This is a genomic window from Olsenella sp. An285 (assembly GCF_002159625.1).
In the GTDB taxonomy this organism is placed as follows: domain Bacteria; phylum Actinomycetota; class Coriobacteriia; order Coriobacteriales; family Atopobiaceae; genus Thermophilibacter; species Thermophilibacter avicola.
On sequence record NZ_NFIZ01000014.1, the window covers coordinates 36,540 to 62,463 of the forward strand.

A 25,924-nucleotide genomic window follows, 5' to 3' on the forward strand; every position below is an offset into this window, starting at 1 on the left:
CCCTAGCTGTCGTAGACGACCGAGAACCTGCTGTCCGGCTGGTCGAGCAGGTCGTAGACATCGTCGAGGAAGTCCTCGAGGTCGTCCGCGTAGTCGTCCTCGTACTCGTGGTACTGCGGGTGGCCCGTGCCGTAGGCGCCCGTGCCCCCCTCCAGCGCGAGCCTGCCCACGGAGGCGGCGCACCCGGTGAAGCCTGAGACCAAAAGCACGAGCAGCAGCACCGCGAGCGCGCTCACCACATAGGCGAAGGGACCCGACTGGGCGTTCGCGGGGTCGGTGGTGGCGCTCGCGCTCTCTATGACGGGCGGCCTCTCGTCGAGGCCCGTCTCCTCGTGCGGGGTCCCGTTGGGGTCGTCCTGGCTCATGCTGGTCCCTTCGTCGTGCGTTCCTCTGTCCGCCCCGGTGCCGCGCGCCCTAGAGCATCTGGTCCTCGAGCACCTGGTTCCAGTAGTAGGCGAGGCCCTCTACGAGGGCGCGGTCCGCGGGGAGCCACTCCACGTCGAGAAGCTCCTCGCGAGAGAGCCACCTCAGCTCCGAGTGGACGCCCTCGGCCGGCGCGGGGTCGGCGCCCTCCGCCAGGTTGCAGACGAGGCACTCCATCGAGAGGTGGAACTCGGGGTAGTCGTACTCGACGGTGTCATAGGGCCAGGCGACGCCGAGCTCGCAGCCCAGCTCCTCGCGCAGCTCGCGCTGGAGCGCCTCAAGCGGCGACTCCCCGTCCTCGATCTTGCCGCCGGGGAGCTCCCAGAGCCCCTCCTGCGGGCCCGCGGCCCTTCTCGCCGCGAGGATCCTGCCCTCCCTGCGGATGATTCCTGCCGAGACGCGTACGGTCATGGTTGCTCCTAACGCTTTCGAATTCTCACGAGGGCAAGGGTATCGCCGGACTCGCCGGCAAGGTCGACGTCCCAGCCTCCCTCGGACGTGTATACGACGGGACGTATGGCATCGCCGAGAAACGCCATGCTCCGGTACTGCACCTGGAGCGTCATGGGCGGCACCGGTGCGGGCGCCCCCACGGCCTCCAGCGAGTCCAGGGCGAGGGCCACGTAGCGGGCGTTGTTGACGTGGCGGTTGGTGTCGAGCTGGCGCCTGGTGACGCGGACGGTCGGCGCTGGGGCGGGGTCTCCCTCCGGGCGCATCCTGCGGTCGAGCGGCGCCATCTCGAGCGGCGGCTCGGTCGAGAGGTAGGCGCGCTGTTCCTCCGGAACGCGCGTGGCGTGGCCGCTCCCGGTGTCGTAGACGAACCACTGGGAGTCGGCGCGCACGAGGTCCTCGCCGCGGGCGGAGATCCTGAAGTTCCTGAGCGCGTGGGCGCGCGACATCTCGTAGCACCAGGTCGACACGGTCACGTCCTCGCCAAAGGCCGGGAGCCGGTCCACCTCGATCCTCCAGTTGGCCAGGACCCATGCGAGTCCCCGCGACGCGAGGCCGTCGATGCCCATGCCGAGCTCTCCCGACTGGAAGGTCGAGCAGTCCTGGAGGTAGTTGATCGCGGCAAAGAGCGAGAGGCGTCCCGTATGGTCGCACTCGCTGTAGCGCACGCGTGAGTCGAATGAGTACATCGTCACCCTTTCCTTCCTACAGAACCTTACCAGCTTCCCGGCCGGCGGGGTACCAGATCGGGGTGGTAGAATCGGGGTCGACGACAAGACGGGAGGCTCATCATGGGTGCTGTGAGAATCGCGACGATTGGCACGAGCGGCATATGCGAGCAGTTCTGTCGGGCCGTGGCGGACGTCGAGGGCGCGCAGGTCGTCGCCTCCTACTCGCGAGACCTGGGCCGCGCCCGCGAGTTCGGCGCGCGCTTCGGCGCCACGACCTTCTTCGACGGCCTCTCCGAGCTCGCACGCTCGCCGGAGATCGACGCCGTCTACATTGCCAGTCCCAACGGCGCGCACGCCGCGCAGGCCACGCAGATGATCGCCGGCGGCAAGCACGTGCTCGTGGAGAAGGCGCTCGCATCCAACGAGCGCGAGGCCCGCTCCGTCTTTGACGCCGCTCGCGCGGCTGACGTGGTTGCCATGGAGGCCCTGCGCACGCTCCACGTGCCGAGCTTCCGCAGGATCGAGGAGATGGTCTCCGCGGATCTCGGCCAGGTGAGGCTCGCCACGCTGCGCTTTGCCAAGGTCACGTCGCGCATCGCGCGCCTGAGGGCGGGGGAGCGCATCAACATCTTCGATCCCGCGCTCGCCGGGGGCGCCCTCATGGACATCGGCATCTACTGCGTGGAGCCCGCCGTCGCGCTCTTTGGCAGGCCCGCGGAGGTGCGTGCCCTCGGGGTGACCGCTCCCGTGCCGGGATGCGAGCCCGGGGACCCGTGCTCCACCATCGACCTCGCGGGCGAGGCGCTCCTGGGATACGGGGACAAGGTGGTCCAGGTCTCCTACGGCAAGGTGTGCGACGACGTCCTCTCCTCCCAGGTGGAGGGCGAGGGCGGCACGCTCGTCTGGGACGCCACCTCCTGCCCCGTCAACCTGCGGCTTCACCGCCCCGAGGGCGGCGGCCAGGTCTTCCGCATGGGGGAGGCGAGCCTCGAGCCCGTCCCCGTGGACGTTCCGGAGCGGGACATGGCCTGCGAGATCTCCGACTTCGTCTCCGCGGTTCGCGGGGAGGCGCAGGGCCTCGCCCTGCGCGAGCGCTGCGAGCGCGTCACGCTGGACTCGCTCGCCGTCATGGACGAGATCAGGCGCCAGGTTGGGGTCGTCTTTCCGGCGGACCTGGCGTAGCGGCCGTCTCGGGACCCCCTCCTGGCCCCTTGTTCTTCTCGGCCCCTCCCGAGCTCGGGCGCGGGGCCTACTTGGGGTAGGCGATGACGTCGGAGCCGCCAAAGCGGCTCGGGCCCTCGTCCGAGCCGGCATAGGGGCTCATGGAGTCCACGACCATCCGCGCGGCACCGGGCAGGGCGCGCGCCTCGTAGGACCTCACGAGGCCGGGCATGACCTCGCCGTCCACCTCAAGGGCGACGGGCTCGGACACCTCGACGCGCACCTCGCGCCCCTTGAGGGACTCGATGTGGGGCCTGCCGATGGACTTTCCCGTGCGGTCCACGAGGCCGAAGGCGATGGGCGCCAGGAGCTGGGTGGCGTCAGAGGTCTCCACGATGATGACGTCCAGAAGGCCGTCGTCCATCCTGCAGTCGGGGACGATCTGTATGTCCCCCTGGATCATGGCGTTGTTGGCCACCATGCAGGTGATGCCCTCGCGCTCCACCGTCCTGCCGTCGACGGTCACGGTGAAGCGCACGACCGAGGGGCGGGGGTTGGCGAGCGCCGCGGCGAAGTAGGCGGCCTGTCCCATCATGGCCTTGTTGGGGAGGGCCGCCTGCATGAGCTGGGCGTCGAAGCCGGTGCCGGACATGAGGCCAAAGCCGCGCGTCCTTCTCTGCCAAAGCTCGTCGGTCCAGGATATCTCGCCGAGGTCGAGCCTCGCGGTCATGCCGCGGCGGCACGCGCGGGCGAGCGAGGAGGGCTCCGGCGCGTTGCCAATGTTCGCCGCGAGGAGGTTGGCGGTGCCTGACGGGAAGACGCAGGTGGGCACGTCGCGCCCCGCGAGGGCGTGGAGGATCGTCGATACCGTGCCGTCGCCCCCGGAGAGCACCACCACGTCAAAGTCCTCGGCGTCGGCGCACGCCTCGGAGGCGACGAAGTCCTCCTCCAGGACCCTGAGGAGGCACTCGTCCCCGGCCTGAGCGACCGCGCGCTCGAACTGGAAGACGGCGTCCGACCCAAAGCCGGAGCGGGGGTTGTGGATGATGAGGGTGCGCATGGAGTGCCTCCCTGGGGTCTCATGCGGGGGATTATGTATCATGTACTCTCGGCGCGCCAAGGGCGCACCGTCAGGACACTATGTTACCCAATCGCCGCACGACAGAATCGAGCACCGTGTACCTATCGACCCAATCCGAGCTCGCCGCCTTCTGCGAGCGCGCCGCCTCGCACAAGGTCCTGGCCGTGGACACCGAGTTCCTGCGCGAGAAGACCTACTACCCCAAGCTCTGCCTCGTGCAGGTTGCCACCTCGGAGGAGATAGCCGCCGTCGACCCCATCCTCATAGAGGACCTCTCTCCGCTTGCCGCCCTCTTTGAGGACGACTCCATAACCAAGGTCTTCCACGCCTGCACGCAGGACATAGAGGTGCTGCTGGACGGGATGGGGTGCGTCTGCGCCCCCGTCTTCGACACGCAGCTCGCTGCGGCCTTCCTGGGCATGCGCCAGCAGGTGAGCTACGGCTCTCTCGTGGAGGCGTACTGCGGGGTGCACCTCGCCAAGGCCGAGAGCCTCACGGACTGGTCACGCCGCCCGCTCGACCCCGAGCAGCTCAGGTACGCCGAGGACGACGTGCGCTACCTGCCGGGCATCTACGACCGCATGATGTCTCAGCTGGTCGAGAGGGACCGCCTCTCCTGGCTCGCCCCCGAGATGGAGACGCTCTGCGACCCCGCCCGCGTGCGCCGGGAGCCGCGCGAGGCGTACCTCAGGCTCAAGCGCTCCGGCTCGCTCACGAGAAGGCAGCTCGCCGTCGCTCGCGAGGTCTGCGCGTGGCGCGAGGAGTGCGCCGCCCGGCGTGACATACCCCGGAAGTGGGTCGCCTCCGACGAGGTGGTCGTCGAGATCTGCAAGCGCACGCCGTCCTCCGTCGAGCGCCTGAGGCGCGTCCGCGGGACCGACCAGATTCCCGAGGGCGACGCCCGCGAGCTCGTCCGCGCGGTCGCGCGCGGCGTCGCGTGCCCCGCCGCCGAGTGCCCGCGCGTCGTGCGTCACGCCCGACCCTCCGCCGAGACCGAGGGCGTCATCGACCTCATGTACGCCGTGCTCCGCCTCGTCTCCGAGAAGAGCGGCGTGGCGACGCAGCTCATCGCCACCAGGGATGACCTCATGGACTTCCTTACGGACCGAGAGAGCGCGCGCCTGGCCACGTCCTGGCGCTGGGAGCTTGCCGGCCACACGCTCGACCGCCTGCTCTCCGGCGAGGTGGGCCTCACCGTCAAGGAGGGCAGGATCGAGCTGCTCTAGGGCTCGGGTCTGCTCCCGCGCCCCGCGCGAATTGTTGTCCGGTCCTCCGGGTAGAATGAATCCCAACCTCTTGGATTGGAGTTGGGATGCCTCTCTACTACGGCTTCGGCTACGGAATGGACATGGGCTACCTCCTGGTGGCGCTCGTCGCCCTGGTGATCGGCGCCGCCGCCCAGGCCTACATCAACAGCACGTACCGAAAGTGGTCTCGCGTGCCCGCGAACGTGCCCGGCACGGGGGCGGACGTCGCCCGGCGCATGCTCGCCGAGGGCGGCGCCACGGGCGTGGGCATCACGCGCGTGGCGGGCAGCCTCACGGACCACTACGACCCGCGCGACAACCGCCTTCACCTCTCGGACGACAACTACCGTGGCGCCTCGGTGGCCTCGGTCGCCGTGGCCTGTCACGAGGCCGGCCACGCCATCCAGGCGGCGCGCGGGTTCTCGATGTATCGCCTGCGCACCGCGCTCGTCCCTGCGGTGAACTTCGCCCAGCAGGGGTGGGCGCTCGTGCTCCTGGCGGGCATCCTCCTCAACGTTGCGGGCCTCGTGCAGCTGGCCATCGCCCTCTTTGCCGTCGCGGTGGTGTTCCAGCTGGTGACGCTGCCGGTGGAGATCGACGCCTCGCGCCGCGCCGTGGCGTACCTCTCCCAGAACGGCTCCGGCATGGACGAGAGGGGCGCGCGCTCGGTCCTCACCGCCGCCGCGCTCACCTACGTTGCGGCCGCCCTCACCTCCATCATCCAGCTCCTGTACCTGCTCAGCCGCTACGGCGGGCGAGGTGACGAGTGATGGGGGAGAGCAGGGACGGCGCTCCGGCGCCCATCTCCGTGACCGACGCAGTCGCCCTTGCCAAGGGCGCGGTCTCGCAGTGGCCCACGCTCGTTGTGGGCGGCGAGGTCTCTGGCTTCCGCGGGCCCAACGCCCGATCTGGGCACTGCTACTTCGAGGTCAAGGACGACGGCGCCTCCATGAGCGTCATCGTGTGGCGGGGCACCGCCCAGAAGATGGGCTTCCAGCTTCGCGACGGCCTCGCCGTGCAGCTCACGGGCAAGTTCGACGTCTACAAGGCCTCCGGCAAGCTCTCCTTCGTGGCGAGCAAGGTGGAGGCCGCGGGGGAGGGGCTCCTGCGCCAGCAGGTCGCAGAGCTCGCCAGAAGGCTCGAGCGCGAGGGCCTCATGGACCCAGCGCGCAAGCGCCACGTCCCCGCGTTCTGCTCCCGCGTCTGCGTGGTGACGTCTCTCTCTGGCAGCGTCATCGAGGACGTCAAGCGCACGCTCGCGCGCCGCAATCGGCTCGTCGAGATTGACGTCGTGGGGTGCTCCGTCCAGGGGGCGGACGCTCCCGCCACCATCGTGCGCGCGCTTGCCACTGCGGCCGCAGCCCGGCCGGACGCCATCCTGCTCGTGCGCGGCGGCGGCTCCTTCGAGGACCTCATGTGCTTCAACGACGAGTCCGTCGCGCGCGCCATCGCCGCGTGCCCCGTCCCGGTGGTCACCGGCATAGGCCACGAGCCCGACACCACCATCGCCGACATGGTGGCGGACCGGCGCGCCTCCACGCCAACCGCGGCCGCGGAGTCCGTGGCCCCCGCCTTCGACGAGGTCGAGCGCCAGATGCTTCAGCGCCAGGTGCGCCTCGGCCGCGCGATGTCCGCCGCGCTCTCGTTCCGGGGGCAGCACGTGACCTCGCTCGCTCGCCTCATGGCCGGCTCGGTTGACGCCGAGCTCTCCAGGCGCCGCGTTGCGCTCGACGCCCTCGGCGCGCGGCGGTGCCTCACGGACCCGCTCGCCACCGTCACGGCGCGCCGCGACGACCTCATGCAGACCGAGCAGCGCCTGCACGACGCGGTCCCGCGCTCGCTCGCGCGGCAGCGGGAGGGCTGCGAGCACGCCTCAACGCGGCTCGCCGCGGTTGCGGGCAAGCTCCTCGCGCCCGGCGAGGCCACGCTCGCGCGGCTCGCTGCGTCGCTCGACGCTCTCTCGCCGCTCTCCGTCCTCGCCCGCGGCTACGCCATCGCCCGCGGCGGCGACGGCCACGTCGTCAAGGACGCGCGCGAGCTTGCCGTTGGCGACGAGCTCACCGTTCTTCTCGGCACTGGCTCCGTGGGCGCCAGCGTCACCTCCATCAGCGAATAGCCCGGCTTCTACCGAAGGGAGACCATCGCATGTCAGAGCAGACCTACCGCCCCATCGACGCGATGACGTTCAAGGAGGCCTCGATCGAGCTCGAGCAGATCGTGCGCTCGCTCGAGTCCGGGGACCTCGAGCTCGAGGACTCGCTCGAGCGCTACGGCCGTGGTGTGGAGCTCCTCAAGAGCCTCCGCGCGCGCCTGGCGGACGCCGAGCAGAAGGTGCGCGTGCTCCTGGACGCCACGGACGAGTCGGCCGTCACCACGGACACCGCCTCGGCGCCCAGCGTGGCCTACATCAACGAGTAGCGCCCGCGGACTACAATAGGGCCAGCAGGCCACAGCGCGAGATTGGAGCCCCCATGTCCGACTGCATCTTCTGCAAGATCGCCAACGGTGAGATTCCGAGCGACTTCCTCTACGAGGACGACAACGTCGTCGCCTTCCGTGACCTCAACCCCCAGGCGCCCGTTCACGTGCTCGTGGTTCCCAAGGCGCACCACGACAACTTCGTGGACGGCGTTCCCGCGGAGACTCTCCTCTCCATGGAGAGGGCGGTCAAGGCCGTGGCCGAGAAGTGCGGCGTCGCGGAGTCCGGCTTCCGCTGCATCATGAACACCGGCGCGGCGGCAGGCCAGACGGTGATGCACCTCCACATGCACGTGCTGGGCGGGAAGGACCTCGGCGAGGGGCTCATTCCCGCATAACGTGGTCCAGCGAGCCTTAAAAAATGTTCCAAGGCACAGTTTTTCGCCCCTTCCGCGGGCGTATCATGGAGACACATCAGGCTAGCAGGTGGGGTATCCCCGCGAGAGGAGAGTCATGAACGTACTTGTCATCAACGCCGGCAGCTCGTCGCTCAAGTATCAGCTCCTTGACGTCGACACGCGCGAGGTCTATGCGAAGGGCAACTGCGAGCGCATCGGCATCGACGGCTCGTTCGTCGGCCACGAGGAGATGGGCGGCGAGAAGCAGAAGCTCGAGGTCGCGCTCCCTGACCACAAGACCGCCATCAAGTACGTCTTTGACATCCTCAAGGAGATCGACAAGCCCATCGGCGGCATCGGCCACCGCGTGGTCCAGGGCGGCTGGTACTTCCCCGAGTCCGCCGTCGTGACCGACGAGACCCTCGCCTGGGTCCGCGAGGTCGCCCCGCTCGCCCCGCTGCACAACTACGCCGAGGCCGACGTCATCGAGATCTGCCGCGAGATGTTCCCGGAGATCGGCAACGTCATCGTCCCCGACACCGCCTTCCACTACAACATGCCCGAGCGCGCCTGGCGCTACGCCCTCCCGCGCGACGTCGTCGACAAGTACCACGTGCGCAAGTACGGCGCCCACGGCACCAGCCACCGCTTCATCTGGCGCTCCACCAAGGAGATCCTCGGCGACAAGTGCCACAAGCTCGTGAGCTGCCACCTGGGCTCCGGCGCCTCCCTCTGCGCCATCGAGGACGGCAAGTGCATGGACACCACGATGGGCCTCACCCCGCTCGACGGCCTCATCATGGGCACCCGCTGCGGCACGCTCGACCCGGCCACGGTCTTCTACCTCAACCGCGTGGGCGGCTACTCCATCGACGACATCGACACGATGATGAACAAGAAGTCCGGCCTCCTGGCCGTCTCCGGCGTCTCCTCCGACTCCCGTGACATCGAGGACGGCGCCGAGAAGGGCGATCAGAACTGCCAGATGGCCCTCGACATGTTCTACTACCGCACCTCCCAGCTCATCGCCGAGATGGCCGCCTCGATGGAGGGCTTCGACACGATGGTCTTCACCGCCGGCATCGGCGAGAACTCCGACGTCATGCGCGCCGGCGTTGCCGAGCGCCTCGGCTGGATGGGCGTCAAGATCGACGCCGAGAAGAACGCCGGCCGCGTGAGCGAGCCGCGCGTCATCTCCGCCGACGACTCCGCGGTGACCGTCCTCGTGGTTCCCACCAACGAGGAGTACATGATCGCCCTCGACGTCGAGGAGCTGCTGGGCTAGCCTCCCTCCGAGCTTGTCCTGCGGGCCCGGGCCTCGGTTTTGAGGCTCGGGCCCGCTTGCGTTGGTCGGGTCTCTCGTTGGCGTCTCGTCGAATAAGAGCTTTTGCCACAGTTTGCCCGCAATTTACGCCAATTCGTGGCAAAAGCTCTTATTCGAGCCCTCCGCGCACACGGCGCTCCTCCGCCTGCGCCCCGTGACAGGCAGCCCTGTCTCTTTTGTCACGTGCCGTAACAATCTGTTACGGATAAATTCCTAGTGCGATGGGTACAATTTGGGAACGTGAGTCGACTCTGACGAAAGGACCCCACATGTCCCTCACCGACCTCATGCTCAGCCGCCGCCAGGCCATCGGCTTCGCCGGCGCCACCCTCGCAGCCCTCGGCCTCGCAGCGTGCGACGACGCGGCCCCCGCCGCAGACGACCCCACCGCCCAGCCCGCTGAGGAGGCGCAGCTCGACGCCGAGGCGTACGACGCCCTCATCGCCGAGGGCGCGGTCGCTTCCGACGACGTGGTCGCCGCCTCGGAGTGGGCGAGCAAGGTCCGCGACGCCGGCACCCTGCGCGTCGGCGGCGTCCAGACCTCCATGCTCTTCTCGCTCCTTAACGAGAAGGACGGCGTCACCCGCGGGTTCGACGCCGGTCTCTCGCAGCTGCTCACGCGCTACGTCCTCGGCGACGAGGCCGCGCAGGAGATCACGCAGGTGACCTCCAACACGCGCGAGTCCGTCCTGCAGAACGACCAGGTTGACGTCGTCTTTGCCACCTACTCGATCACGGACGCGCGCAAGGAGCTCATCTCCTTCGCCGGCCCGTACTACAGCACCCAGCAGTCCATCCTCGTGATGGCGGAGAACGAGGACATCGACGGCCTCGATGACCTCGCCGGAAGAAACGTGGCCGCGCAGTCCGGCTCCACCGGCCCCTCCATCCTCGAGGAGTACGCGCCTGACGCCAGCGTCCAGGAGTTCGCTACGGACGAGGAGGCAAGGAGCGCCCTCGAGCAGGGCCGCGTCGACGCCTACGTCATCGACACCGCGATGCAGATGGGCTCCATGGCGCGCAACCCCGGTCGCTACCGCCTGGCCGGGGACCCCTTTGGCCCCGAGGACCCGTACGGCATCGGCCTGCCGCTCGACTCCGACGGCGTCGCCTTCGTGAACGCCTGGCTGGAGGAGATCGAGGCCGACGGCACCTGGGACGCCCTCTGGAAGCTCTGCATCGGCGACCGTGCCGGCATCGACGAGGTCCCCGAGCCTCCCGCGATCGGCGCGTAACATGACAAAGGGACTGTCCCCCTGTCAAGTGGGGAGGGGCCATGGGGCTTAGCGAGCTTCTGTCCACGTACGGCGAGAAGTACCTCCAGGGGCTTCTCGCCACGTGGTCGATGACCGCGGTGAGCTTCGTCTTCGTGATGGCGCTCGCGGTGCTGGTGACGGTGGCGCGCGTCTCCCCGCTGCGGCCGCTGCGCGTGGCGGGCGACCTCTACGTGCAGGTCTTTCGCAACATCCCCGGCGTGGCGCTGCTCATCATCATCGCCTACGCCCTGCCGGACCTGCGCATCGTCCTTGACTGGCGCACCTGCGTCATCGTCACCACGGTCCTTCTGGGATCGGCCTTCGGGTCGGAGAACTTCATGAGCGGCATCAACACCATCGGCGTGGGCCAGATCGAGGCCGCGCGCTCGCTGGGGCTCTCGTTCACGCAGATCATCCGCAGGATCGTAATTCCGCAGGCGCTGCGCACCACGGTGCTGCCCATGACCAACCTGCTCATCGCCGTGATGCTCACCACCGCCCTGGGCTCCCAGGTGCCCCTTAACCCGCAGGAGCTCACGGGTGTGGTCTCCTACGTCAACACGCGCGCGACGGGCGGCATCCTCGCGTTTCTGATCTCCGCGCTCTGCTACGCGGGGACCGCCTTCGTCATATCCCTCGTTGGCAACCGCATCGACAGGAGGGTGAGGATACTACGATGAGCACATCGAGAACCGCTCCCTCCATGCGCGACGCCCTCTACGAGGCACCCGGCCCCCGCATGCGCCGCAAGATCCGCATCGGCACCGCCGTCGCGGGCGCGCTCGTCCTTCTCGCCGTGGCGGCCATCGTGCGGCAGTTCTGGGTGACGGGCCAGCTGGCACCGCGCTACTGGTCCCTCTTCCTTCAGTGGACCACGTGGCGCTTCCTTGGCCAGGGGCTTCTGGGCACCGTCGCCGTCGCCCTCACCGCCGGTGCCATCGCGCTCGTGCTGGGGCTCGCCCTTATGCTGGGGCGCACGAGCGGCGTGAGGCCGCTGGCCGCCGTCTGCCGCGTGATCACTGACTTCTTCCGCGGGGTCCCGAGCCTGCTCCTCATCTACTTCTTCTTCTTTGTCCCCGCGCAGCTGGGCATGAAGCTCCCGAGCTTCTGGATGCTCACGCTGCCGGTGGCGCTCGCCGCCTCGGGCGTGCTGGCGGAGGTCTTCCGCGCGGGCGTGAACGCCGTGCCGCGCGGGCAGGTGGAGGCCGGCCTCTCCATAGGGCTCTCGTCCGCGAAGGTTATGCGGAGGATCGTGCTTCCCCAGGCGGTGCGCTACGTCATTCCCTCGCTCATCGCGCAGCTCGTTGTGGTGGTCAAGGACACCACCGTGGCCTACGTGGTGAGTTACCCGGACCTCATGCAGAACGCCCGCGTGCTCATCACGAGCTACGACGCCCTCGTCTCGATGTACCTCGTGATTGCGGTCATCTACATCCTCATCAACTACGCCATCAACAGGGCGTCCGTCTACGTGGCAAACCGCACGGGCGTCAAGATCATTCGCTAGGGAACGGAGAGCCATGACAGAGCAGCCTGCTGGCGAGAAGAGCGTGCGGGACGTACCCGTCATCGAGCTTCGCCACGTCGACAAGCACTACGGCGACCTCCACGTCCTGCGCGACGTGAGCCTCTCCGTGCGACGCGGCGAGGTCGTGGTGGTCATCGGCCCCTCGGGTTCGGGCAAGTCAACCATGTGCCGCACCATCAACCGTCTGGAGACCATAGACTCAGGTGAGATCCTCATCGAGGGCGAGCCCCTGCCCCAGGAGGGCCGCGACCTCACGCGCATGCGCGCCGAGCTTGGCATGGTCTTTCAGCAGTTCAACCTCTTCGCGCACATGACGGTCCTGGACAACGTGACCCTGGGGCCGCGCGAGGTGCTGGGCCTCTCCAAGGAGGAGGCGGAGTCGCGCGCGATGGAGCTCCTCACTCGCGTGGGCGTGGCCGAGCAGGCGGGCAAGGTCCCCGCGCAGCTCTCCGGCGGGCAGCAGCAGCGCGCCGCCATCGCACGCTCCCTTGCCATGAGGCCAAAGGCCATGCTCTTTGACGAGCCCACGAGCGCCCTCGACCCCGAGATGATCAACGAGGTCCTCGACGTGATGGTGGAGCTCGCACGCGGCGGCATGACCATGATCGTGGTCACGCACGAGATGGGCTTCGCGCGCCGCGTAGCAGACCGCGTTGTCTTCATGGCGGACGGGCAGATCGTGGAGGAGGGATCGCCCGACGAGTTCTTCGAGCACCCAAGGAGCCAGCGGGCGCGCGACTTCCTCGACTCCATAAGGGGGCACTAGCCATGGCCGAGAAGATCTCGGGGGCTGCAGCACTCGGCCGCGACGGCGCGCGTCCCGTCATCCTGGTGGCGCCCCGCTGGGTGCCGGAGACCATGCGCGGGACGGAGCGCATAGCGCCCCTCGAGGCCATCGCGGACTGCTTCGTGGACGCCATCCTCGTGGCGGGTGGCCTGCCGCTCCAGATGGCCCTCACGACGGACGAGGACGTGATCGACGCCTACATCGAGCTCGCAGACGGCTTGGCGATCCCCGGCGGGCCGGACGTGGACCCGCGCCGGTGGGGGAGCGACGTGCCCTACGACCCGGAGCTCCTCTGCCAGGTGCGCGATGACTTCGAGTTCCCGCTCGTGAGGCGCGCCCTGGAGGCCGACCTCCCCATCTTCACCACGTGCCGCGGGACCCAGCTCCTGAACGTCGCACTGGGCGGCACCCTCTGCATGGACGTGCCGAGCCTGGGGGCGACGGAGGGGATGGTCCAGTGGCGCCACGTGGGCATCCTCAACGGCCCGGCGCACCCCGTGGAGATCGAGGCCGGATCGCTCCTCAGCCGCGCGATGGGCGGCGTGACCACGGCCCAGGTGAACTCCGCGCACCACTGCTGCGTGGGCGTCCTCGGCGAGGGCGCGCGGCTCTCCGCGCGCGCGACGGACGGCGTGCCCGAGGCCATCGAGGTACCCGACAGGCGGTTCTGCCTCGGTGTGCAGTGGCACCCCGAGTACACCTGGCGCACCATAGAGTCGGACTTCAGCCTCTGGCGCTCCTTCGTCGACGCCTGCCGCTGACCTGACGGAAACGCGCGTTTGCACATTTGGCACATTTGGGGACGTGCCTGAAACGTGCAAAACTTTGCACGTTTCAGGCACGTCCCCAAATGTGCAAACGCGCAGCCTAGCGGACGAAGTGGTAGGCGATGCGCGGGGTGCCGTCGTCGCAGGTGATGGTCCCGCGGCGCACGAACCCCGCGCGCTCCAGGGCGCGCTGCATCGGGACGTTGTCCGCGTGCGTGTCCGCCCGCACGTTGTCGTGGCGACCGCAGAGCCACGCGAGCATGCGCGCGCCGCGCCCGTGACCGGGCTCGGCCACGGCGAGCCGATGCATCACCCAGTAGGGCTCGTCGTTCAGCCAGGGCTCGCCCTCGATTCGCGCATAGGTGGGGTCGGGGCCGGGCAGGACGCTCATGACGGCGACGGGCCCCGCGCCCTCGTCGAGCACCCAGAGGGCGTCTGCCTCGAGGTCTTTCTCGGCGTCTCTCAGGTCGGGGTAGTCGCCGGGCCACTGCGTGGGGTTGCCGTGGGCGTGCATGAACGCGCGCGCCGCGTCGTAGATGGCCGCCACGGCGTCGAGGTCCTTCTCGGTCGCTCGCCTGATGTCGCGCGGGGCAACGTCCTCCTTGGGCATTAGAGTGGCCTCATGGAGAAGGACGCCTCGTAGGTCTCGCCCGGCTCCAGGAAGACCATCCCGCGCTTCTCCTCGAAGACGTCGGACTCGTCGTAGGCCGTGGCGCAGCCCACCCAGGGCTCGACGGCCACGAAGGGCGCGTCGGCGCTGGCCGTCCAGACGCCGAGGTAGTCGAAGCCGTCGAACGCGACCTCGACGCCGTGGCCGGAGGGCCCCACGAGTCGCACGCGGCGGCCGGGGACGTCCGGGAAGACGAGCGTGAGCATCTTCTCGAAGACGTCGTGCGAGAGCTGGTAGCGGTCGGAGTCCGAGAAGAGCTCGGTCATGTTGGAGAAGTCGTGGAGGCCGGCCTCGTCGATGCGAGGGACGCGGGCCGTCCAGGGCTCGTCGAACTCGAGCGCGTAGTCGCCGAAGGACTCGCCCTCGCAGCCGGGCGCGGGGACGTTGAAGGCGGGGTGGCCGCCCACGGTGAAGGGGAGCGTGACGTCACCGGTGTTGGTCACGCGGAAGGTCTGCGTGAGCGCCCCGCCTGCGACGGCGTAGGACATGTTGAGGCGGAAGTCGTACGGATAGGCGGAGCGCGTCTCCTCCGTGGAGGAGAGCTCGTAGGTCACGCTCGACTCCGTGCGACAAACGATCGCGTGGTCATAGAGCCTGGCGATGCCGTGGCGCTGGAGCGTCACCTCTCCCTGGGCGCTCGTGGCGCGGTTGTCGCGCAGCACGCCCACGATGGGGAAGAGCACGGGTGCGCGGCGCGGCCAGATGCTCTCCTCGCCCTGCCAGAGGTACTCGCCGCCGTCCCTCGAGAGGCTCATGAGCTGGGCGCCCATGGAGTCGATGGTTGCCTTGACGCTGCCGCACGAGATGGTGGTGAGCTCTGACATGGTGTCTCCAATCAAGCCAGTCGGAACGGTCCCTAAAAAAGGCCCATACATTTCAGAATGATATTCTCGCGTTGGTTCTCCGTATGCGTCGCGGTGGCGAACGGCTAGAATGTGTCAACGGACGGCCCCGTGTTTCCAGCCGGTTTCGCCTCTGATTCCGTTGCCGCACACGCCGCCGCAAACGGGAAGAATCGAGCTGCGGTCTTTCCGCTCGCTCTCACATAGCTTGCAGCATTCGTGCGGTCCTGGACCGCCAGAAGGAGGTAGTTGCATGATCATCGAGGAGCTCCTGCGCTACGGCATCGCGCACACCGAGGAGAAGACCGTCATCGACGCGTCCCCCGCCGTCCTCATCGAGACCGCCGTCGAGCGCGGGGAGGGCGAGCTCACCAGCACCGGCTCCCTCTCCGTCATCACCGGCCAGTACACCGGCCGCTCGCCCAAGGACCGCTTCATCGTGGACACGCCCGACGTTCACGACAAGATCGCCTGGGGCAGCGTCAATGTGCCCTTCTCCGAGGAGAACTACCAGAAGGTCAAGGCCGAGGTCATCGGTCACCTCTCCGAGCGGCGCCTCTTCGTCGTGCACGGCCTCGCCGGCGCCGAGCGCCGCTACTCCCGCAAGATCTGCGCCATCTGCGAGCTCGCCAGCCAGGCGCTCTTCGTGCACCAGATGCTCGTGCGCCCCACCTCCCAGGAGCTCCGCAACTTCGGCGAGGCTGACTTCGTGGTCATGGCCGCCCCCACGCTCAAGCTCGACCCCGAGGTCTACGGCACCCACTCCGAGGCGGCCGTCCTCATCAACTTCCAGGAGCGCATGATCCTCGTGGTGGGCACCCAGTACTCGGGCGAGATCAAGAAGTCGATCTTCTCGGTCATGAACTACCTGCTCCCCGTTGAGGACAACGTGCTCACCATGCACTGCTCCTGCAACATGAACCCGCGCTCCCACGGCACCACGGTCTTCTTTGGCCTCTCCGGCACCGGCAAGACCACGCTCTCGGCCGCCGAGGACCGCCTGCTCATCGGCGACGACGAGCACGGCTGGGCCGAGGACCGCGTCTTCAACATCGAGGGCGGCTGCTACGCCAAGACCATCGACATCACCCCGGAGACCGAGCCCCAGATCTGGAACGCCATCCACTTTGGCTCCATGTGCGAGAACGTGGTCATCGACCCTGAGACCCGCGTGGCGGACTACTTCGACACCTCGCTCACCGAGAACGGTCGCGTGGCCTACCCGGTCGAGTTCGTCCCGGGCGCCGTCAGCAAGGGCCGCGCCAAGCGTACCCCCGACGTCGTGATCTTCCTCACGGCCGACGCCTTCGGCGTGCTCCCCCCAATCTCCAAGCTGGACAAGAACGCCGCCATGTACCACTTCATGACCGGCTTCACCTCCAAGGTCGCCGGCACCGAGCGCGGCATCAAGGAGCCGCAGCCCACGTTCTCCTCGCTCTTTGGCGAGCCCTTCATGCCGCTCGACCCCAACGTCTACGCCAAGATGCTCGGCGAGAAGATCGAGCACGGCGGCGTGCGCGTCTACCTCATCAACACCGGCTGGACCGGCGGCTCCTACGGCACCGGCACCCGCATCAAGCTCGCCTACACCCGCAAGATGGTCGAGGCCGCCCAGTCCGGCATCATCGACGACTGCGAGTTCGTCCACGACGAGCGCTTCAACCTCGACGTCCCCACGTCCTGCCCGGGCGTACCCGCCGAGCTCCTCAACGCCCGCAACACCTGGGAGGACCGCGCCGCCTACGACGAGACGGCCGAGAAGCTCGCCCAGATGTTCGTCGACAACGCCGAGAAGCGCCTCACCACGATGGCGCCCGAGATCCGCGCCGCCGGCCCCAGGCCCATCGGCCGCTAGTCCTTCTCGGCAGATCTTCCGCTCTTACGGGCGGGCCCGGATCGCTGTCAGTCCGGGCCCGCCCGCTTCTTCATTGCTCTTCGAGTCGAAGGGCGGCTGGGCTTCCAACATAAGATGTATAATGCATGCAGATTGCAACCCGTGAGGTGAGGAGCGATTATGCCGGCGCTGCAGATCAGGGACCTGTCGCAGGGGACCTACGACGCTCTCAAGTGGCGGGCGGAGCGCGAGCACCGCAGCATGGCGCAGGAGGCGACGGTGGCCATCGAGCGTCACCTGCAGCTTGTTTCCGGGGAGCCGCAGATGATGGGCCACGACCGCCGCGCCCTCACCGGGGAAGAGGAGCGCCAGGCGCGCATCGCCAGACGAGAGAGGATCTTTGCGGAGATTCATGACGTCTTGGGCAGGGTGGAGAACCCTGACGGCTTCCCCGACCCCGTTGAGATCATCCACGTGGGGAGGCGAGAGCGCGATGCTCGTCTTGGACTCTAGGGCTGCGGTCGCAATGATCTTCGAGCGCCCTTTTGGGGAGAAGATCCGCGGCTTAATGTTCCGGGACGAGAAGGTCATTGCCCCCGAGTTCTATCTCGCCGAGGTGACGCACGTTATCGAGAAGTATGTTCGCGGGCGGTACATCGATGCTGCCAGCGGCGTCATCCTCCTGGAAAAGGCGCTTCATCTGGTAGATGACGTCATTCCCATGTCTGAGCTCGTTCAGGAGGCGTTCACCGAGTCCCTGCGGCTCGGGCACTCGTCCTACGACTTGTTCTACCTCGTGCTCGCGAGGCGCAACGCCGCCACGCTCTGCACGCTCGACCGCCGACTGCAGGGGCTCTGCCTCAAGAACGGCGTCAGCTGCGTCTGCGGGCTCGATGTCGAGGGCGAGCCTTGGACAGTCCGCGCAGAGTCCGAGTCGAGCTCGGCGGGGAGGGGCAGCGTGTCACGAAGTGAGCTTGAGGGTGCCGTCGCTACCGAGTGAGATGGGGAATAAAGGTCGATAGAAACGAGTTTCTTGAGAGGCAAAGGCGGTGGTCTAGATGAGGCTGTCTCTCGCCCAGAAGCTGAGGTTCGCGGGAGTGGCGGTGTTCACGTGCGCCTTCTGGTGCTGTGTGCTGCTCGACCGTGAGGGGGTCGCGTATCCCGTACTGCTCGCGCTCAACGTCGCCCTCCTGGTGGCTCTCATCTACGATCTCGTTCGATCGTGGCGCGCCATGCCTTCGGACCCCGACGGGCTGCGCCTCACGGGAGCCGCGCGAGCTGCCTACGACATTCTCTTCATCGCCTGGAGCGTCCTCACGCTGGTCGCCATTGTCACCGATGCGCGCGTGGGCGCATATGACCTATCGAGCTGGATGCTGACGGTCGAGATCTGCCTGCCCAGCGATCTTGTGCGTCCGCGCCGCGACGCCCCCAGCTACGACCCGCCTCTCCCACCGCAGCGCTGACATCTTCGAGGGTGTGCGCACCCCTCTTGAGGGTATGTACAGGTCCCGTCTTGCCCGTTCTTCTCGTTAGGGCTCTGACCTGTGAAGATGTCGTCCGCAACTAATGGTGGTGTGTACATACCCTCAGACGGGGTGCGCATACCTTCAGGGGCTGAAGACGACATCCCGGGGCGCAGGGGTCGCACGCAAAGGGCCCCGGCACCGCACTGCGGCACCGGGGCCCGGTCACGACGCGAGGTCGGCGCCGAGTGCTAGTGCATCTCGGCCATCTGCGCCTGGACCGCCGTGATGGCGACGACGCCAACGATGTCATCGGCGGAGCAGCCGCGGGAGAGGTCGTTGACGGGCTTGGCGATGCCCTGAAGGATGGGGCCGTAGGCCTCGGCGCGGCCAAAGCGCTGGACGAGCTTGTAGCCGATGTTGCCGGTCTCGAGGTTGGGGAACACGAGGACGTTGGCGTGGCCGGCCACCTTGCTCTCGGGGGCCTTGAGCTGGGCGACCTCGGGCACGATGGCGGCGTCGAGCTGAAGGTCGCCGTCAACGGCGAGCTCGGGCGCCTTCTCCTTGGCAAACGCGGTGGCCTCCTGGACCTTCTTGGCGGTGTCGCCGCCGGCGGAGCCCATCGTGGAGTAGGAGAGCATGGCCACCTTGGGCTCGACGTCGTCCATGAAGGTCCTGAAGGAGTTGGCCGAGGCGATGGCGATCTCGGAGAGCTCGTCGGAGGTGGGGTCGATGTTGAGGCCGCAGTCGGCGAAGACCAGCGTGCCGTTGGCGCCGAACTCGGGGGTCTGCGTGCACATGACCATGAAGGCGCTGACGAGCTTGGTGCCCGGGGCGGTCTTGAGGATCTGCAGCGCCGGGCGCAGCGTGTTGGCGGTGGAGTGGCAGGCGCCGGAGACCAGGCCGTCGGCGTCGCCCATCTTGACCATCATGGTGCCGTAGTAGGTGGCGTCCATCATCTGGGCGCGGGCCTGCTCGATGGTCACGCCCTTCTTGGCGCGCAGCTCGGCGAACTTCTGGGCGTAGGCCTCGTGCTTGGGGGCGGTGGGGCTGGTGGGGTCGATGACGGTCACGCCCTCGACGTCGATCGTGGCGGGGTCGCCCAGGATGACGAGGTTGGCCAGGTCCTCCTCCACGATGACCTTGGCTGCCGCGATGGTGCGCGGGTCCTCGCCCTCGGGAAGGACGATCGTCTTCTTGTAGGCCTTTGCCGCGGCCTTCATGCGGTCGAGAAACTCACTCATGGCATCCCTTTCGCTTCTCTATGACGTGCTTTTGGCTCTTGGCTCGTCCCACGATTGTGTTCTAATCGGCGGGGAGGGGCGGGCACGGGACCATTATACGGGCGAGGTGATAGAATCATGCGCATGATTGGGCGAGCGTCTTCAATTCTCGCCCCGCCGCCCCGGCGGCGCGCATGTCGGTTTTCTGAGAGGACAGGTATGGGTATCGTGAACGGTCTGCCCGCGGGCTTCAGCCCGGACGCCTATGACGCCATCGTCGTCGGGGCCGGATACGCCGGCGCTGTGTGCGCCAGGCGCCTTGCCGAGTCGTGCGGGTTCAAGGTCGCCATCCTTGAGCGCCGCGATCACATCGCCGGCAACGCCTACGACTACGTCGACGACGCGGGCGTCCTCGTCCACAAGTACGGTCCGCACATCTACCACACCACCAACGAGCGCGTGAACCAGTTCCTCTCGCGCTTCACCGAGTGGACGGGCTACCAGCACAAGGTGCTCGCCAACATCCACGGCACCCTCATGCCCGTGCCCTTCAACCACCGCTCCCTCAAGCTCGCCTTTGGCGAGGAGAAGGGCGAGCGCCTCTATCAGAAGCTCGTCCAGACCTTCGGCGAGAACAAGAAGGTCCCCATCATGGAGCTTCGCGAGAAGAACGACCCGGAGCTCGTCGAGGTGGCCGACTACGTCTTCGAGAACGTCTTCCTCCACTACACGATGAAGCAGTGGGGCCAGACGCCGGACCAGATCGACCCCTCCATCACCGGCCGCGTGCCCGTCTTCGTGGGCGACGACGACCGCTACTTCCCCGGCGCCCCCTTCCAGGGCATGCCGGCCGAGGGCTACACCGCGCTCTTCGAGCACATGCTCGACCATGACTGCATCGACGTCTTCCTTGGCGTTGACGCCCGCGACGTCCTGAGCGTCTCCGAGACGAGCGTGACCGTGTGCGGCCGCCCCTACGGCGGCGAGATCGTCTACACCGGCCCGCTTGACGAGCTCTTTGGCCTCGACCTGGGCGCCCTGCCGTACCGCACGCTCGACATGGAGTTCGAGACGCTCGACATGGACCAGTTCCAGCCCGTGGGCACGGTCAACTACACCACGAGCGAGGACTTCACCCGCATCACCGAGTTCAAGAACATGACCGGCCAGATGGTCCCCGGCAAGACCACCATCATGCGCGAGTACTCCAAGGCCTACACCCCTGGCAGCGGGGAGACCCCGTACTACGCCATCCTGGAGGACGAGAACCTCGACCTCTACCGCCGCTACCGCCAGCGCGTCTCCGGCCTCGTGAACTTCCACTGCGTGGGTCGCCTCGCCGAGTACCGCTACTACGATATGGACGGCGTGGTGGCCTCGGCGCTCGAGCTCTCCGACGAGATCATCTCCCAGCACAACTAACGCGAATCAGGACGTACCCGCGGGCCCCTCGGGGCCCGCTCCCATGAGCAGAAGGGCCCTTGATGAACAAGACCATCACCTTTGGCATCCCGTGCTACAACTCGGCGGAGTACATGGACCACTGCATCAGCTCCATCCTCGAGGGCACGGACTACGCCGAGGACGTCCAGATCGTCATCGTGGACGACGGCTCCACCAAGGACGAGACCCCCGCCAAGGCCGACGAGTGGGCCCAGCGCCACCCGAGCATCATCAAGGCCGTTCACCAGGAGAACGGCGGCCATGGCGTGGCCGTCATGAAGGCCGTGGCAAACGCCGACGGCGTGTACTTCAAGAACATCGACTCCGACGACTGGGTGGACGCCGACGCCGTGCGCGCCCTTCTCGACACCCTGCGCCGGTTCGTCGAGCTTGGCGAGCGCGTGGACCTGGTGATCACCAACTACGTCTACGAGCACGTCGAGGACGCCACGCAGAACGTGGTGGACTACCGTCGCGTGCTCCCGGTGGGCAAGATCTTCAACTGGGGGCAGATCGGCCACTTTGCCATGTCCCAGTACCTGCTCATGCACGCGCTCACGTACCGCGTGGACACGCTGCGCGAGGCGGCGCTCCAGATGCCGCCGCACACCTTCTACGTGGACAACATCTACGCCTACGTGCCGTTCCCCAAGTGCCGCAGCCTGTTCTACCTGGACGCCGACGTCTACCGCTACTTCATCGGCCGCGACGACCAGTCCGTGAACGAGAAGGTCCTCACGAGCCGCGTGGACCACTACTGGCGCGTCGCCCGCATCATGATGCGGGCCTATCACGTCTACGACGACATCCAGATCCCGCGCCTGCGCAGCTACATGATGAACTACTTCACCATCATCATGGCAATCTGCTCGGTCTTCTCCAAGATGAGCGACCGACCGGACGCGATGGACGAGCTCAAGAAGCTCTGGGACGAGCTCAAGGTCTATGATCCTCGCATGTACCGCCGCGCGCGGCACGGCGTGGTGGGACTTGCCACCAACCTGCCGGGCACGGTGGGGAAGTGGATCACCATCGGCGGGTACCGCGTTGCGCGCAGGGTGGTGAAATTCAACTAGCTCGCCATTTGCCTCACCTGTGAGGAGCGCCCCGCCCTTCTCGCCTGCTCACTGCGCGTTGCGCAGAAGTCGCTGGCGAGAAGGGCGGGGCGCTTGCAGTTTTGGCGAAGTCTCACACCGCCTTGGGAGAGGTGGGCTGGAGGTCGCGGGCGGAGGGGTAGCCGTAGGCGGCGGTCGCCTGACGGGCGCCGTCGGCGATGGCGCGGCCGAGGGCCCTGGTGGCGAGCGAGCCCACCACGTCCACGGGGGCGGCCACGTCTCCCGTTGCCATCACGAAGACCGTGTCGCCGTCGTTGGTGGTGTGGGTGGGGGAGATGGCGTGGGCGTACGCGTCGGCCGCCATCTGCGCCACCTTGGTGGCCTGGGCCTTGGTGAGCCGGGCGTTGGTGACCACGCAGGAGATCGTGGTGTTGGTTCGCTCGAGCGGCATCTGCGCGTATCCGCCCAGGAGGACCTCGAGGGTGTCGGCGAGCGCGCGTCCGTCCTCCGTGCGCACCCCGGAGATCTTCTCGCCCGTGTCCGGGTCCCTCACGTCGCCGCAGGCGTTCACGGCCGCGACGGCGGCGCAGACGAGCTCGCCGGCGCGCTCGACGTCCTCGCCGAGCCCGGACTTCATCGCGCGGCCCGGCCCCGCGAGCTTGCCGACGGTGCAGCCCGTGCCCGCGCCGACGTTGCCGCGGGGGAGCGGGTCGCCGCTGCCGGCGAGCGCCGCGGCGCAGGCGGCGCGCCCGTCCTCGACCCCCGGCCTCACGTGGGCGTCGCCGCAGGCAAGGTCGAAGAGGCACGCCCCGGAGACGATGGGCACCTTTGCCACGCCCACGTCGAGCCCGACGTCGTGGCGCTCGAGCTCCTCGGCCACGCCGCAGGCCGCGGAGAGGCCGTACGCGCTGCCGCCGGAGAGCACCACGGCGTGAAGGACGTCCACGGTCTCCTCGGGCCTCAGAAGGTCCGTCTCGCGCGTGGCGGGCGCGCCACCGCGCACGTCCACGCCCCCCGTAGCGCCGGCGGGGCAGAGAATGACGGTGCAGCCGGTTCCCGCGACCTCGTTGGTGGCATGCGCGGCGAGAATGCCGGGGACCTGGGTCACGCTCTCGATGGTCATCTGGCTAGGCAAGGGGTCCTCCAATCCGTATGGCATCGGCCACGTAGTCCCTGTCGGAGCCGGAGAGGCTCCCGAGCTCCCTGAGGAGCCTTGAGACGGGGAGCCCCACCACGTTTGCGTAGTCGCCGCTGATGCCCCGCACGAGCACCCTGCCGGCCCCCTGGATGCCGTAGGCGCCGGCCTTGTCCATGGGCTCGCCGGTGGCCACATAGGCGAGGATCTCGGCCTCCGTGAGGTCCCAGAAGGTGACGTCGGTGGTCTCCACGAAGGTCGCGGTCGCGAGGGCCGAGGCGTCCCCTGACAGCCTCATGGCGCAGACGCCGGTGGAGACGTGATGCGTGCGCCCGGAGAGCTCGCGCAGCATGCGGGCGGCGTCCGTCTTGTCCGCGGGCTTGCCAAGAGCCTCGGAGCCCATCCACACGATGGTGTCGGCGGCAACGAGGAGTCCGTCCGCGGGCGCGTGATCGAGGGCGGTGCGAGCGGCCTCTGCCTTCTCGGAGGCGAGGCGCTCGACGAGCTCGACGGGGGACTCGCCGCCCCTTCGCGTCTCGTCGATGTCCGCGGGAAGTACCTCGAGCTCAAAGCCGGCCTCCGAGAGGAGCTCCCGGCGGCGTGGCGACTGCGAGGCAAGGATCATGGCGTGCCTTTCGAAGATCTGTGCGTCCCGTACCCCACATTGTAGGGCGTCGGCTGACGCGAGGCTCTTCTCGTCCGGCGAGAAAAAAGGGCGGGAGCCGGCAATGCGGCTCCCGCCCAACGTCTGACGACGCGGTGTCGAGGGTGCTACTCGACGACGATGGCGGAGACGGGGCAGTTGTCGGCAGCCTCCTGAGCGGCGTCCTCGGCCTCCTCCGGCACGTCCTCCTCGATGGCGACGGCGACGCCGTCGTCAGAGATGGAGAAGACGTCGGGGCAGGTGCCCTCGCAGAGCCCGCAGCCGATGCAATCCTCGTTGACCGTAGCCTTCATGTTGATTCCTCTCTCTTGCTTGGGCCCCTCGCCCAAGTTGACTTTCTTTGTACACGTTTCGCGCCCGGCGCGCAACCTAAATTCTCACACGTCCCGCATAGACGGTCGACGGTTTTGAGCTGGGCGTTTATTCCTACCTCAACGGTGGAGTTTAGGGGAGGGACTCCCTCGATCGGCCCCCGGTCCCAGGTCTTGGGCACGGCTGGACGTTTGGCGCGGCCAAGGCGTCCGTGCGCGCCCAGGACCTGTGAGCCACGGCGGGGCGGGCGAGAAAAACGACGGGCCGCCTATAGGCCGCGAGCCTCCGTGCGTTCGAGCAGGGTCACGGTCTCCACGTGGTAGGTCTGCGGGAACAGGTCCACGGGGGTCACGTGGGCGGGCGAGAACGTGCCGGCCTCCTCGAAGCGAGCGAGGTCGCGCGCGAGCGTCGCGGGGTCGCAGCTCACGTATGCGATGGCGCGGGCGGGCTGCTCGGAGAGGCGGCGCACCACGTCCTCGGCGAGACCCGCTCGCGGCGGGTCCACCACGATGACGTCGGCGTCGGTGTCGGGGAACTCGCGACCCGCGTCGCCGCCGATGGGGTCCACGTTGTCGAGGCCCGCGGTCTCGAGGTTGCGCCTCAGGTCTCGCACGGCGGGCCCGTAGGACTCCACGGCAGAGACGAAGCCCGCGCGCCGCGCGAGCGGCAGCGTGAAGGTCCCCGCGCCGCAGTAGAGGTCCATGGCCTCCTCGTCCCCCTGCGGGTCGAGGGAGTCCAGCACGAGCTCCACGAGCTTCTCGGCACCTCTGGTGTTCACCTGGAAGAAGGAGGGGGCTGAGACGCGCATGCGCTCGTCGCCCACTATCTCGCCCCAGGACCCGGCTCCGGAGAGGCACTCGACGCCCGCGATGCGGCGGGCCTTGGCGGGCCCCTTCTGCATCACGCGGACCACCGAGGTCGGCTTGAGGGCGTCCGAGAGCACCTTGGCGGCCTGTGCGCGCGGGAAGGCGCCCGGTCGGTCCCAGAGGGCGACCTCGACGTCCTTGGTGCGTCGCGAGACGCGAATGCCGACGCGCTCGAGGTCGAGGTGGTGGCTGTTGGAGAGGTAGGTGAGCGCACCGGAGACGGCCCTGACGGCGCCGGCGTGCGCCTTGTCGAGCAGCATGCAGCTCTTGACGCGGACGACGTCGGCCTCGCCTCGGCCGTGCATGCCCAGGACGGCGCGCCCGCGGTCGCGCATGACCGCGAGCTCGACCTTGTTGCGGTAGCCCCAGGGGTCGCTCGGCGAGACGAGCGGCCTCACGAGGACCTCTGCGCGCTCGGTCCCCATGCGCCCGATGCGCGCGAGCGCGTCGACCACGCCGGAGCGCTTGGCTGCGGCCTGTGCGGGGTAGGAGAGCGAGGCCCAGGGGCACCCGCCGCACGCTCCCGCGAAGGGGCAGGCGGGAGTCACGCGGTCGGGCGAGGCGTCGAGCACCTCGACAGCCCGCGCGTGTGCCCAGCGGTCCTCGTCCCGGTCCACGACCGCGCGCACGCGGTCCCCGGCGACGGCGCCCTCGACGAAGACGGTCTTGCCGGATTCGTCGCGGGCCACCGCATCGGGGCCGTAGCTCATGCGCTCGCAGGTCAGCTCAATCTCTCGCGTCTGGCTCACTCGTCACCCCCGCCAAAGAGGGTGCCGAAGGCCTGCCCAAAGAGGCCGAGCGCACGCGACACGCGCCCGCGCTTCTTGCGCGGGGCTGCCGGCCTGGGAGCAGGCGCGGAAGAGGGCCCCGGCGCCGGCGCCGGGGCAGCGGCCGGGGCGGGCT

General features: G+C 68.1%; 29 protein-coding genes. 18 read left to right on the plus strand and 11 right to left on the minus strand.

Annotated features, from left to right (window positions below):
- Positions 1-2: 2 nt before the first annotated feature.
- From B5F79_RS09105 to B5F79_RS09115, 3 genes are read right to left on the minus strand one after another with little or no spacing between them, the layout of a single operon-like run.
- Positions 3-365 (minus strand): hypothetical protein, encoded by a 363-nt coding sequence (locus B5F79_RS09105; RefSeq protein ID WP_087220558.1) that lies wholly within the window; start codon positions 363-365, stop codon positions 3-5.
- A 49-nt stretch (positions 366-414) separates the two neighbouring features.
- Positions 415-834: a (deoxy)nucleoside triphosphate pyrophosphohydrolase gene (locus B5F79_RS09110; RefSeq protein ID WP_087220561.1), complete on the minus strand. Its 420-nt coding sequence runs from the start codon at positions 832-834 to the stop codon at positions 415-417.
- A gap of 8 nt (positions 835-842) precedes the next feature.
- Positions 843-1,562 carry an acyl-[acyl-carrier-protein] thioesterase gene (locus B5F79_RS09115; RefSeq protein ID WP_087220564.1) on the minus strand — a complete coding sequence of 240 codons (720 nt, stop codon included), beginning with the start codon at positions 1,560-1,562 and terminating at the stop codon, positions 843-845.
- 102 nt (positions 1,563-1,664) lie between these two features.
- On the opposite strand from B5F79_RS09115, the gene B5F79_RS09120 reads away from it, so the two are divergent.
- Positions 1,665-2,726, plus strand: coding sequence for a Gfo/Idh/MocA family protein (locus B5F79_RS09120; RefSeq protein ID WP_087220567.1), 1,062 nt, complete (start codon positions 1,665-1,667; stop codon positions 2,724-2,726).
- A gap of 67 nt (positions 2,727-2,793) precedes the next feature.
- Here B5F79_RS09120 and B5F79_RS09125 read toward each other — a convergent pair whose 3' ends face one another.
- Positions 2,794-3,765 (minus strand): diacylglycerol/lipid kinase family protein, encoded by a 972-nt coding sequence (locus tag B5F79_RS09125; RefSeq protein WP_087220570.1) that lies wholly within the window; start codon positions 3,763-3,765, stop codon positions 2,794-2,796.
- Positions 3,766-3,881: 116 nt separating this feature from the next.
- Here B5F79_RS09125 and rnd point away from each other — a divergent pair, with 116 nt between their 5' ends.
- The 11 genes from rnd (at position 3,882) to B5F79_RS09180 (ending at position 13,505) form a co-directional block, all read left to right on the plus strand.
- On the plus strand, positions 3,882-5,012 hold the full coding sequence (gene rnd, locus B5F79_RS09130; protein WP_087220576.1) for a ribonuclease D: 1,131 nt from the start codon (positions 3,882-3,884) through the stop codon (positions 5,010-5,012).
- Between the two features lie 86 nt (positions 5,013-5,098).
- On the plus strand, positions 5,099-5,803 hold the full coding sequence (locus tag B5F79_RS09135; protein WP_087220579.1) for a zinc metallopeptidase: 705 nt from the start codon (positions 5,099-5,101) through the stop codon (positions 5,801-5,803).
- Positions 5,803-7,149, plus strand: a complete 1,347-nt coding sequence (gene xseA / locus B5F79_RS09140) for an exodeoxyribonuclease VII large subunit (RefSeq protein ID WP_087220581.1) — start codon at positions 5,803-5,805, stop codon at positions 7,147-7,149. The genes B5F79_RS09135 and xseA overlap by 1 nt, the downstream gene beginning before the upstream one ends.
- 29 nt (positions 7,150-7,178) lie before the next feature.
- Positions 7,179-7,451 (plus strand): exodeoxyribonuclease VII small subunit, encoded by a 273-nt coding sequence (gene xseB, locus B5F79_RS09145; RefSeq protein ID WP_087220585.1) that lies wholly within the window; start codon positions 7,179-7,181, stop codon positions 7,449-7,451.
- Positions 7,452-7,504: 53 nt separating this feature from the next.
- On the plus strand, positions 7,505-7,849 hold the full coding sequence (locus B5F79_RS09150; protein WP_087220588.1) for a histidine triad nucleotide-binding protein: 345 nt from the start codon (positions 7,505-7,507) through the stop codon (positions 7,847-7,849).
- Positions 7,850-7,964: 115 nt separating this feature from the next.
- Positions 7,965-9,134: an acetate/propionate family kinase gene (locus B5F79_RS09155; protein WP_087220591.1), complete on the plus strand. Its 1,170-nt coding sequence runs from the start codon at positions 7,965-7,967 to the stop codon at positions 9,132-9,134.
- A 308-nt stretch (positions 9,135-9,442) separates the two neighbouring features.
- Entirely contained in the window at positions 9,443-10,408 is a 966-nt protein-coding gene (locus B5F79_RS09160) for a glutamate ABC transporter substrate-binding protein (RefSeq protein WP_087220594.1), read from the plus strand.
- A gap of 41 nt (positions 10,409-10,449) precedes the next feature.
- Complete coding sequence (locus B5F79_RS09165) at positions 10,450-11,109, plus strand: amino acid ABC transporter permease (protein ID WP_087220597.1); 660 nt, start codon at positions 10,450-10,452, stop codon at positions 11,107-11,109.
- Positions 11,106-11,936 (plus strand): amino acid ABC transporter permease, encoded by an 831-nt coding sequence (locus tag B5F79_RS09170; protein ID WP_087220600.1) that lies wholly within the window; start codon positions 11,106-11,108, stop codon positions 11,934-11,936. Before B5F79_RS09165 ends, B5F79_RS09170 begins: the two co-directional genes overlap by 4 nt.
- Before the next feature lie 13 nt (positions 11,937-11,949).
- On the plus strand, positions 11,950-12,723 hold the full coding sequence (locus B5F79_RS09175; protein ID WP_087220603.1) for an amino acid ABC transporter ATP-binding protein: 774 nt from the start codon (positions 11,950-11,952) through the stop codon (positions 12,721-12,723).
- 2 nt (positions 12,724-12,725) lie between these two features.
- Positions 12,726-13,505, plus strand: a complete 780-nt coding sequence (locus tag B5F79_RS09180; protein ID WP_087220606.1) for a gamma-glutamyl-gamma-aminobutyrate hydrolase family protein — start codon at positions 12,726-12,728, stop codon at positions 13,503-13,505.
- Positions 13,506-13,611: 106 nt separating this feature from the next.
- Here the strand turns inward: B5F79_RS09180 and B5F79_RS09185 are convergent, their stop codons facing one another.
- Positions 13,612-14,121 carry a GNAT family N-acetyltransferase gene (locus B5F79_RS09185; RefSeq protein ID WP_087220609.1) on the minus strand — a complete coding sequence of 170 codons (510 nt, stop codon included), beginning with the start codon at positions 14,119-14,121 and terminating at the stop codon, positions 13,612-13,614.
- A complete protein-coding gene (locus tag B5F79_RS09190; protein ID WP_087220612.1) occupies positions 14,121-15,005 on the minus strand; it encodes an aldose 1-epimerase family protein in 885 nt (294 codons plus the stop codon). The genes B5F79_RS09185 and B5F79_RS09190 overlap by 1 nt, the downstream gene beginning before the upstream one ends.
- A gap of 271 nt (positions 15,006-15,276) precedes the next feature.
- On the opposite strand from B5F79_RS09190, the gene pckA reads away from it, so the two are divergent.
- The 4 genes from pckA to B5F79_RS09210 all read left to right on the plus strand — a co-directional run bounded on the left by pckA (position 15,277) and on the right by B5F79_RS09210 (position 18,323).
- The gene (pckA, locus tag B5F79_RS09195; protein WP_087220615.1) at positions 15,277-16,878 is read left to right on the plus strand and encodes a phosphoenolpyruvate carboxykinase (ATP); all 1,602 of its coding nucleotides are present in this window, start codon (positions 15,277-15,279) and stop codon (positions 16,876-16,878) included.
- 159 nt (positions 16,879-17,037) lie between these two features.
- Complete coding sequence (locus B5F79_RS09200; protein WP_087220618.1) at positions 17,038-17,370, plus strand: FitA-like ribbon-helix-helix domain-containing protein; 333 nt, start codon at positions 17,038-17,040, stop codon at positions 17,368-17,370.
- Positions 17,351-17,857 carry a type II toxin-antitoxin system VapC family toxin gene (locus tag B5F79_RS09205; protein ID WP_158094874.1) on the plus strand — a complete coding sequence of 169 codons (507 nt, stop codon included), beginning with the start codon at positions 17,351-17,353 and terminating at the stop codon, positions 17,855-17,857. Before B5F79_RS09200 ends, B5F79_RS09205 begins: the two co-directional genes overlap by 20 nt.
- Positions 17,858-17,915: 58 nt before the next feature.
- Positions 17,916-18,323 carry a hypothetical protein gene (locus B5F79_RS09210; RefSeq protein WP_087220624.1) on the plus strand — a complete coding sequence of 136 codons (408 nt, stop codon included), beginning with the start codon at positions 17,916-17,918 and terminating at the stop codon, positions 18,321-18,323.
- Between the two features lie 251 nt (positions 18,324-18,574).
- On the opposite strand, the gene pta is transcribed toward B5F79_RS09210, so the two are convergent.
- Positions 18,575-19,567, minus strand: a complete 993-nt coding sequence (gene pta / locus B5F79_RS09215; RefSeq protein WP_087220627.1) for a phosphate acetyltransferase — start codon at positions 19,565-19,567, stop codon at positions 18,575-18,577.
- Between the two features lie 198 nt (positions 19,568-19,765).
- Here pta and glf point away from each other — a divergent pair, with 198 nt between their 5' ends.
- Positions 19,766-20,968 carry a UDP-galactopyranose mutase gene (glf, locus tag B5F79_RS09220; RefSeq protein WP_087220630.1) on the plus strand — a complete coding sequence of 401 codons (1,203 nt, stop codon included), beginning with the start codon at positions 19,766-19,768 and terminating at the stop codon, positions 20,966-20,968.
- A 62-nt stretch (positions 20,969-21,030) separates the two neighbouring features.
- Entirely contained in the window at positions 21,031-22,065 is a 1,035-nt protein-coding gene (locus B5F79_RS09225; protein WP_087220634.1) for a glycosyltransferase family 2 protein, read from the plus strand.
- Positions 22,066-22,177: 112 nt separating this feature from the next.
- Here the strand turns inward: B5F79_RS09225 and B5F79_RS09230 are convergent, their stop codons facing one another.
- The 4 genes from B5F79_RS09230 to rlmD all read right to left on the minus strand — a co-directional run bounded on the left by B5F79_RS09230 (position 22,178) and on the right by rlmD (position 25,770).
- On the minus strand, positions 22,178-23,179 hold the full coding sequence (locus tag B5F79_RS09230; protein WP_446723463.1) for a P1 family peptidase: 1,002 nt from the start codon (positions 23,177-23,179) through the stop codon (positions 22,178-22,180).
- The gene (locus B5F79_RS09235) at positions 23,172-23,804 is read right to left on the minus strand and encodes a Maf family protein (RefSeq protein ID WP_087220640.1); all 633 of its coding nucleotides are present in this window, start codon (positions 23,802-23,804) and stop codon (positions 23,172-23,174) included. Before B5F79_RS09235 ends, B5F79_RS09230 begins: the two co-directional genes overlap by 8 nt.
- A gap of 146 nt (positions 23,805-23,950) precedes the next feature.
- Positions 23,951-24,136 carry a ferredoxin gene (locus tag B5F79_RS09240; protein ID WP_087220644.1) on the minus strand — a complete coding sequence of 62 codons (186 nt, stop codon included), beginning with the start codon at positions 24,134-24,136 and terminating at the stop codon, positions 23,951-23,953.
- A 287-nt stretch (positions 24,137-24,423) separates the two neighbouring features.
- Complete coding sequence (gene rlmD, locus B5F79_RS09245) at positions 24,424-25,770, minus strand: 23S rRNA (uracil(1939)-C(5))-methyltransferase RlmD (protein WP_342632987.1); 1,347 nt, start codon at positions 25,768-25,770, stop codon at positions 24,424-24,426.
- Between the last annotated feature and the right edge of the window lie 154 nt (positions 25,771-25,924).

What these genes read in the sequence shown, in the direction of transcription:
- B5F79_RS09105 (WP_087220558.1), bottom strand. Translation starts at nt 365, where the DNA reads ATGAGCCAGGACGACCCCAACGGGACCCCGCACGAGGAGACGGGCCTC.
- B5F79_RS09110 (WP_087220561.1), bottom strand. Translation starts at nt 834, where the DNA reads ATGACCGTACGCGTCTCGGCAGGAATCATCCGCAGGGAGGGCAGGATC.
- B5F79_RS09115 (WP_087220564.1), bottom strand. Translation starts at nt 1,562, where the DNA reads ATGTACTCATTCGACTCACGCGTGCGCTACAGCGAGTGCGACCATACG.
- B5F79_RS09120 (WP_087220567.1), top strand. Translation starts at nt 1,665, where the DNA reads ATGGGTGCTGTGAGAATCGCGACGATTGGCACGAGCGGCATATGCGAG.
- B5F79_RS09125 (WP_087220570.1), bottom strand. Translation starts at nt 3,765, where the DNA reads ATGCGCACCCTCATCATCCACAACCCCCGCTCCGGCTTTGGGTCGGAC.
- B5F79_RS09135 (WP_087220579.1), top strand. Translation starts at nt 5,099, where the DNA reads ATGCCTCTCTACTACGGCTTCGGCTACGGAATGGACATGGGCTACCTC.
- xseA (WP_087220581.1), top strand. Translation starts at nt 5,803, where the DNA reads ATGGGGGAGAGCAGGGACGGCGCTCCGGCGCCCATCTCCGTGACCGAC.
- xseB (WP_087220585.1), top strand. Translation starts at nt 7,179, where the DNA reads ATGTCAGAGCAGACCTACCGCCCCATCGACGCGATGACGTTCAAGGAG.
- B5F79_RS09150 (WP_087220588.1), top strand. Translation starts at nt 7,505, where the DNA reads ATGTCCGACTGCATCTTCTGCAAGATCGCCAACGGTGAGATTCCGAGC.
- B5F79_RS09155 (WP_087220591.1), top strand. Translation starts at nt 7,965, where the DNA reads ATGAACGTACTTGTCATCAACGCCGGCAGCTCGTCGCTCAAGTATCAG.
- B5F79_RS09160 (WP_087220594.1), top strand. Translation starts at nt 9,443, where the DNA reads ATGTCCCTCACCGACCTCATGCTCAGCCGCCGCCAGGCCATCGGCTTC.
- B5F79_RS09165 (WP_087220597.1), top strand. Translation starts at nt 10,450, where the DNA reads ATGGGGCTTAGCGAGCTTCTGTCCACGTACGGCGAGAAGTACCTCCAG.
- B5F79_RS09170 (WP_087220600.1), top strand. Translation starts at nt 11,106, where the DNA reads ATGAGCACATCGAGAACCGCTCCCTCCATGCGCGACGCCCTCTACGAG.
- B5F79_RS09175 (WP_087220603.1), top strand. Translation starts at nt 11,950, where the DNA reads ATGACAGAGCAGCCTGCTGGCGAGAAGAGCGTGCGGGACGTACCCGTC.
- B5F79_RS09180 (WP_087220606.1), top strand. Translation starts at nt 12,726, where the DNA reads ATGGCCGAGAAGATCTCGGGGGCTGCAGCACTCGGCCGCGACGGCGCG.
- B5F79_RS09185 (WP_087220609.1), bottom strand. Translation starts at nt 14,121, where the DNA reads ATGCCCAAGGAGGACGTTGCCCCGCGCGACATCAGGCGAGCGACCGAG.
- B5F79_RS09190 (WP_087220612.1), bottom strand. Translation starts at nt 15,005, where the DNA reads ATGTCAGAGCTCACCACCATCTCGTGCGGCAGCGTCAAGGCAACCATC.
- pckA (WP_087220615.1), top strand. Translation starts at nt 15,277, where the DNA reads ATGATCATCGAGGAGCTCCTGCGCTACGGCATCGCGCACACCGAGGAG.
- B5F79_RS09200 (WP_087220618.1), top strand. Translation starts at nt 17,038, where the DNA reads ATGCCGGCGCTGCAGATCAGGGACCTGTCGCAGGGGACCTACGACGCT.
- B5F79_RS09205 (WP_158094874.1), top strand. Translation starts at nt 17,351, where the DNA reads ATGCTCGTCTTGGACTCTAGGGCTGCGGTCGCAATGATCTTCGAGCGC.
- B5F79_RS09210 (WP_087220624.1), top strand. Translation starts at nt 17,916, where the DNA reads ATGAGGCTGTCTCTCGCCCAGAAGCTGAGGTTCGCGGGAGTGGCGGTG.
- pta (WP_087220627.1), bottom strand. Translation starts at nt 19,567, where the DNA reads ATGAGTGAGTTTCTCGACCGCATGAAGGCCGCGGCAAAGGCCTACAAG.
- glf (WP_087220630.1), top strand. Translation starts at nt 19,766, where the DNA reads ATGGGTATCGTGAACGGTCTGCCCGCGGGCTTCAGCCCGGACGCCTAT.
- B5F79_RS09225 (WP_087220634.1), top strand. Translation starts at nt 21,031, where the DNA reads ATGAACAAGACCATCACCTTTGGCATCCCGTGCTACAACTCGGCGGAG.
- B5F79_RS09235 (WP_087220640.1), bottom strand. Translation starts at nt 23,804, where the DNA reads ATGATCCTTGCCTCGCAGTCGCCACGCCGCCGGGAGCTCCTCTCGGAG.
- B5F79_RS09240 (WP_087220644.1), bottom strand. Translation starts at nt 24,136, where the DNA reads ATGAAGGCTACGGTCAACGAGGATTGCATCGGCTGCGGGCTCTGCGAG.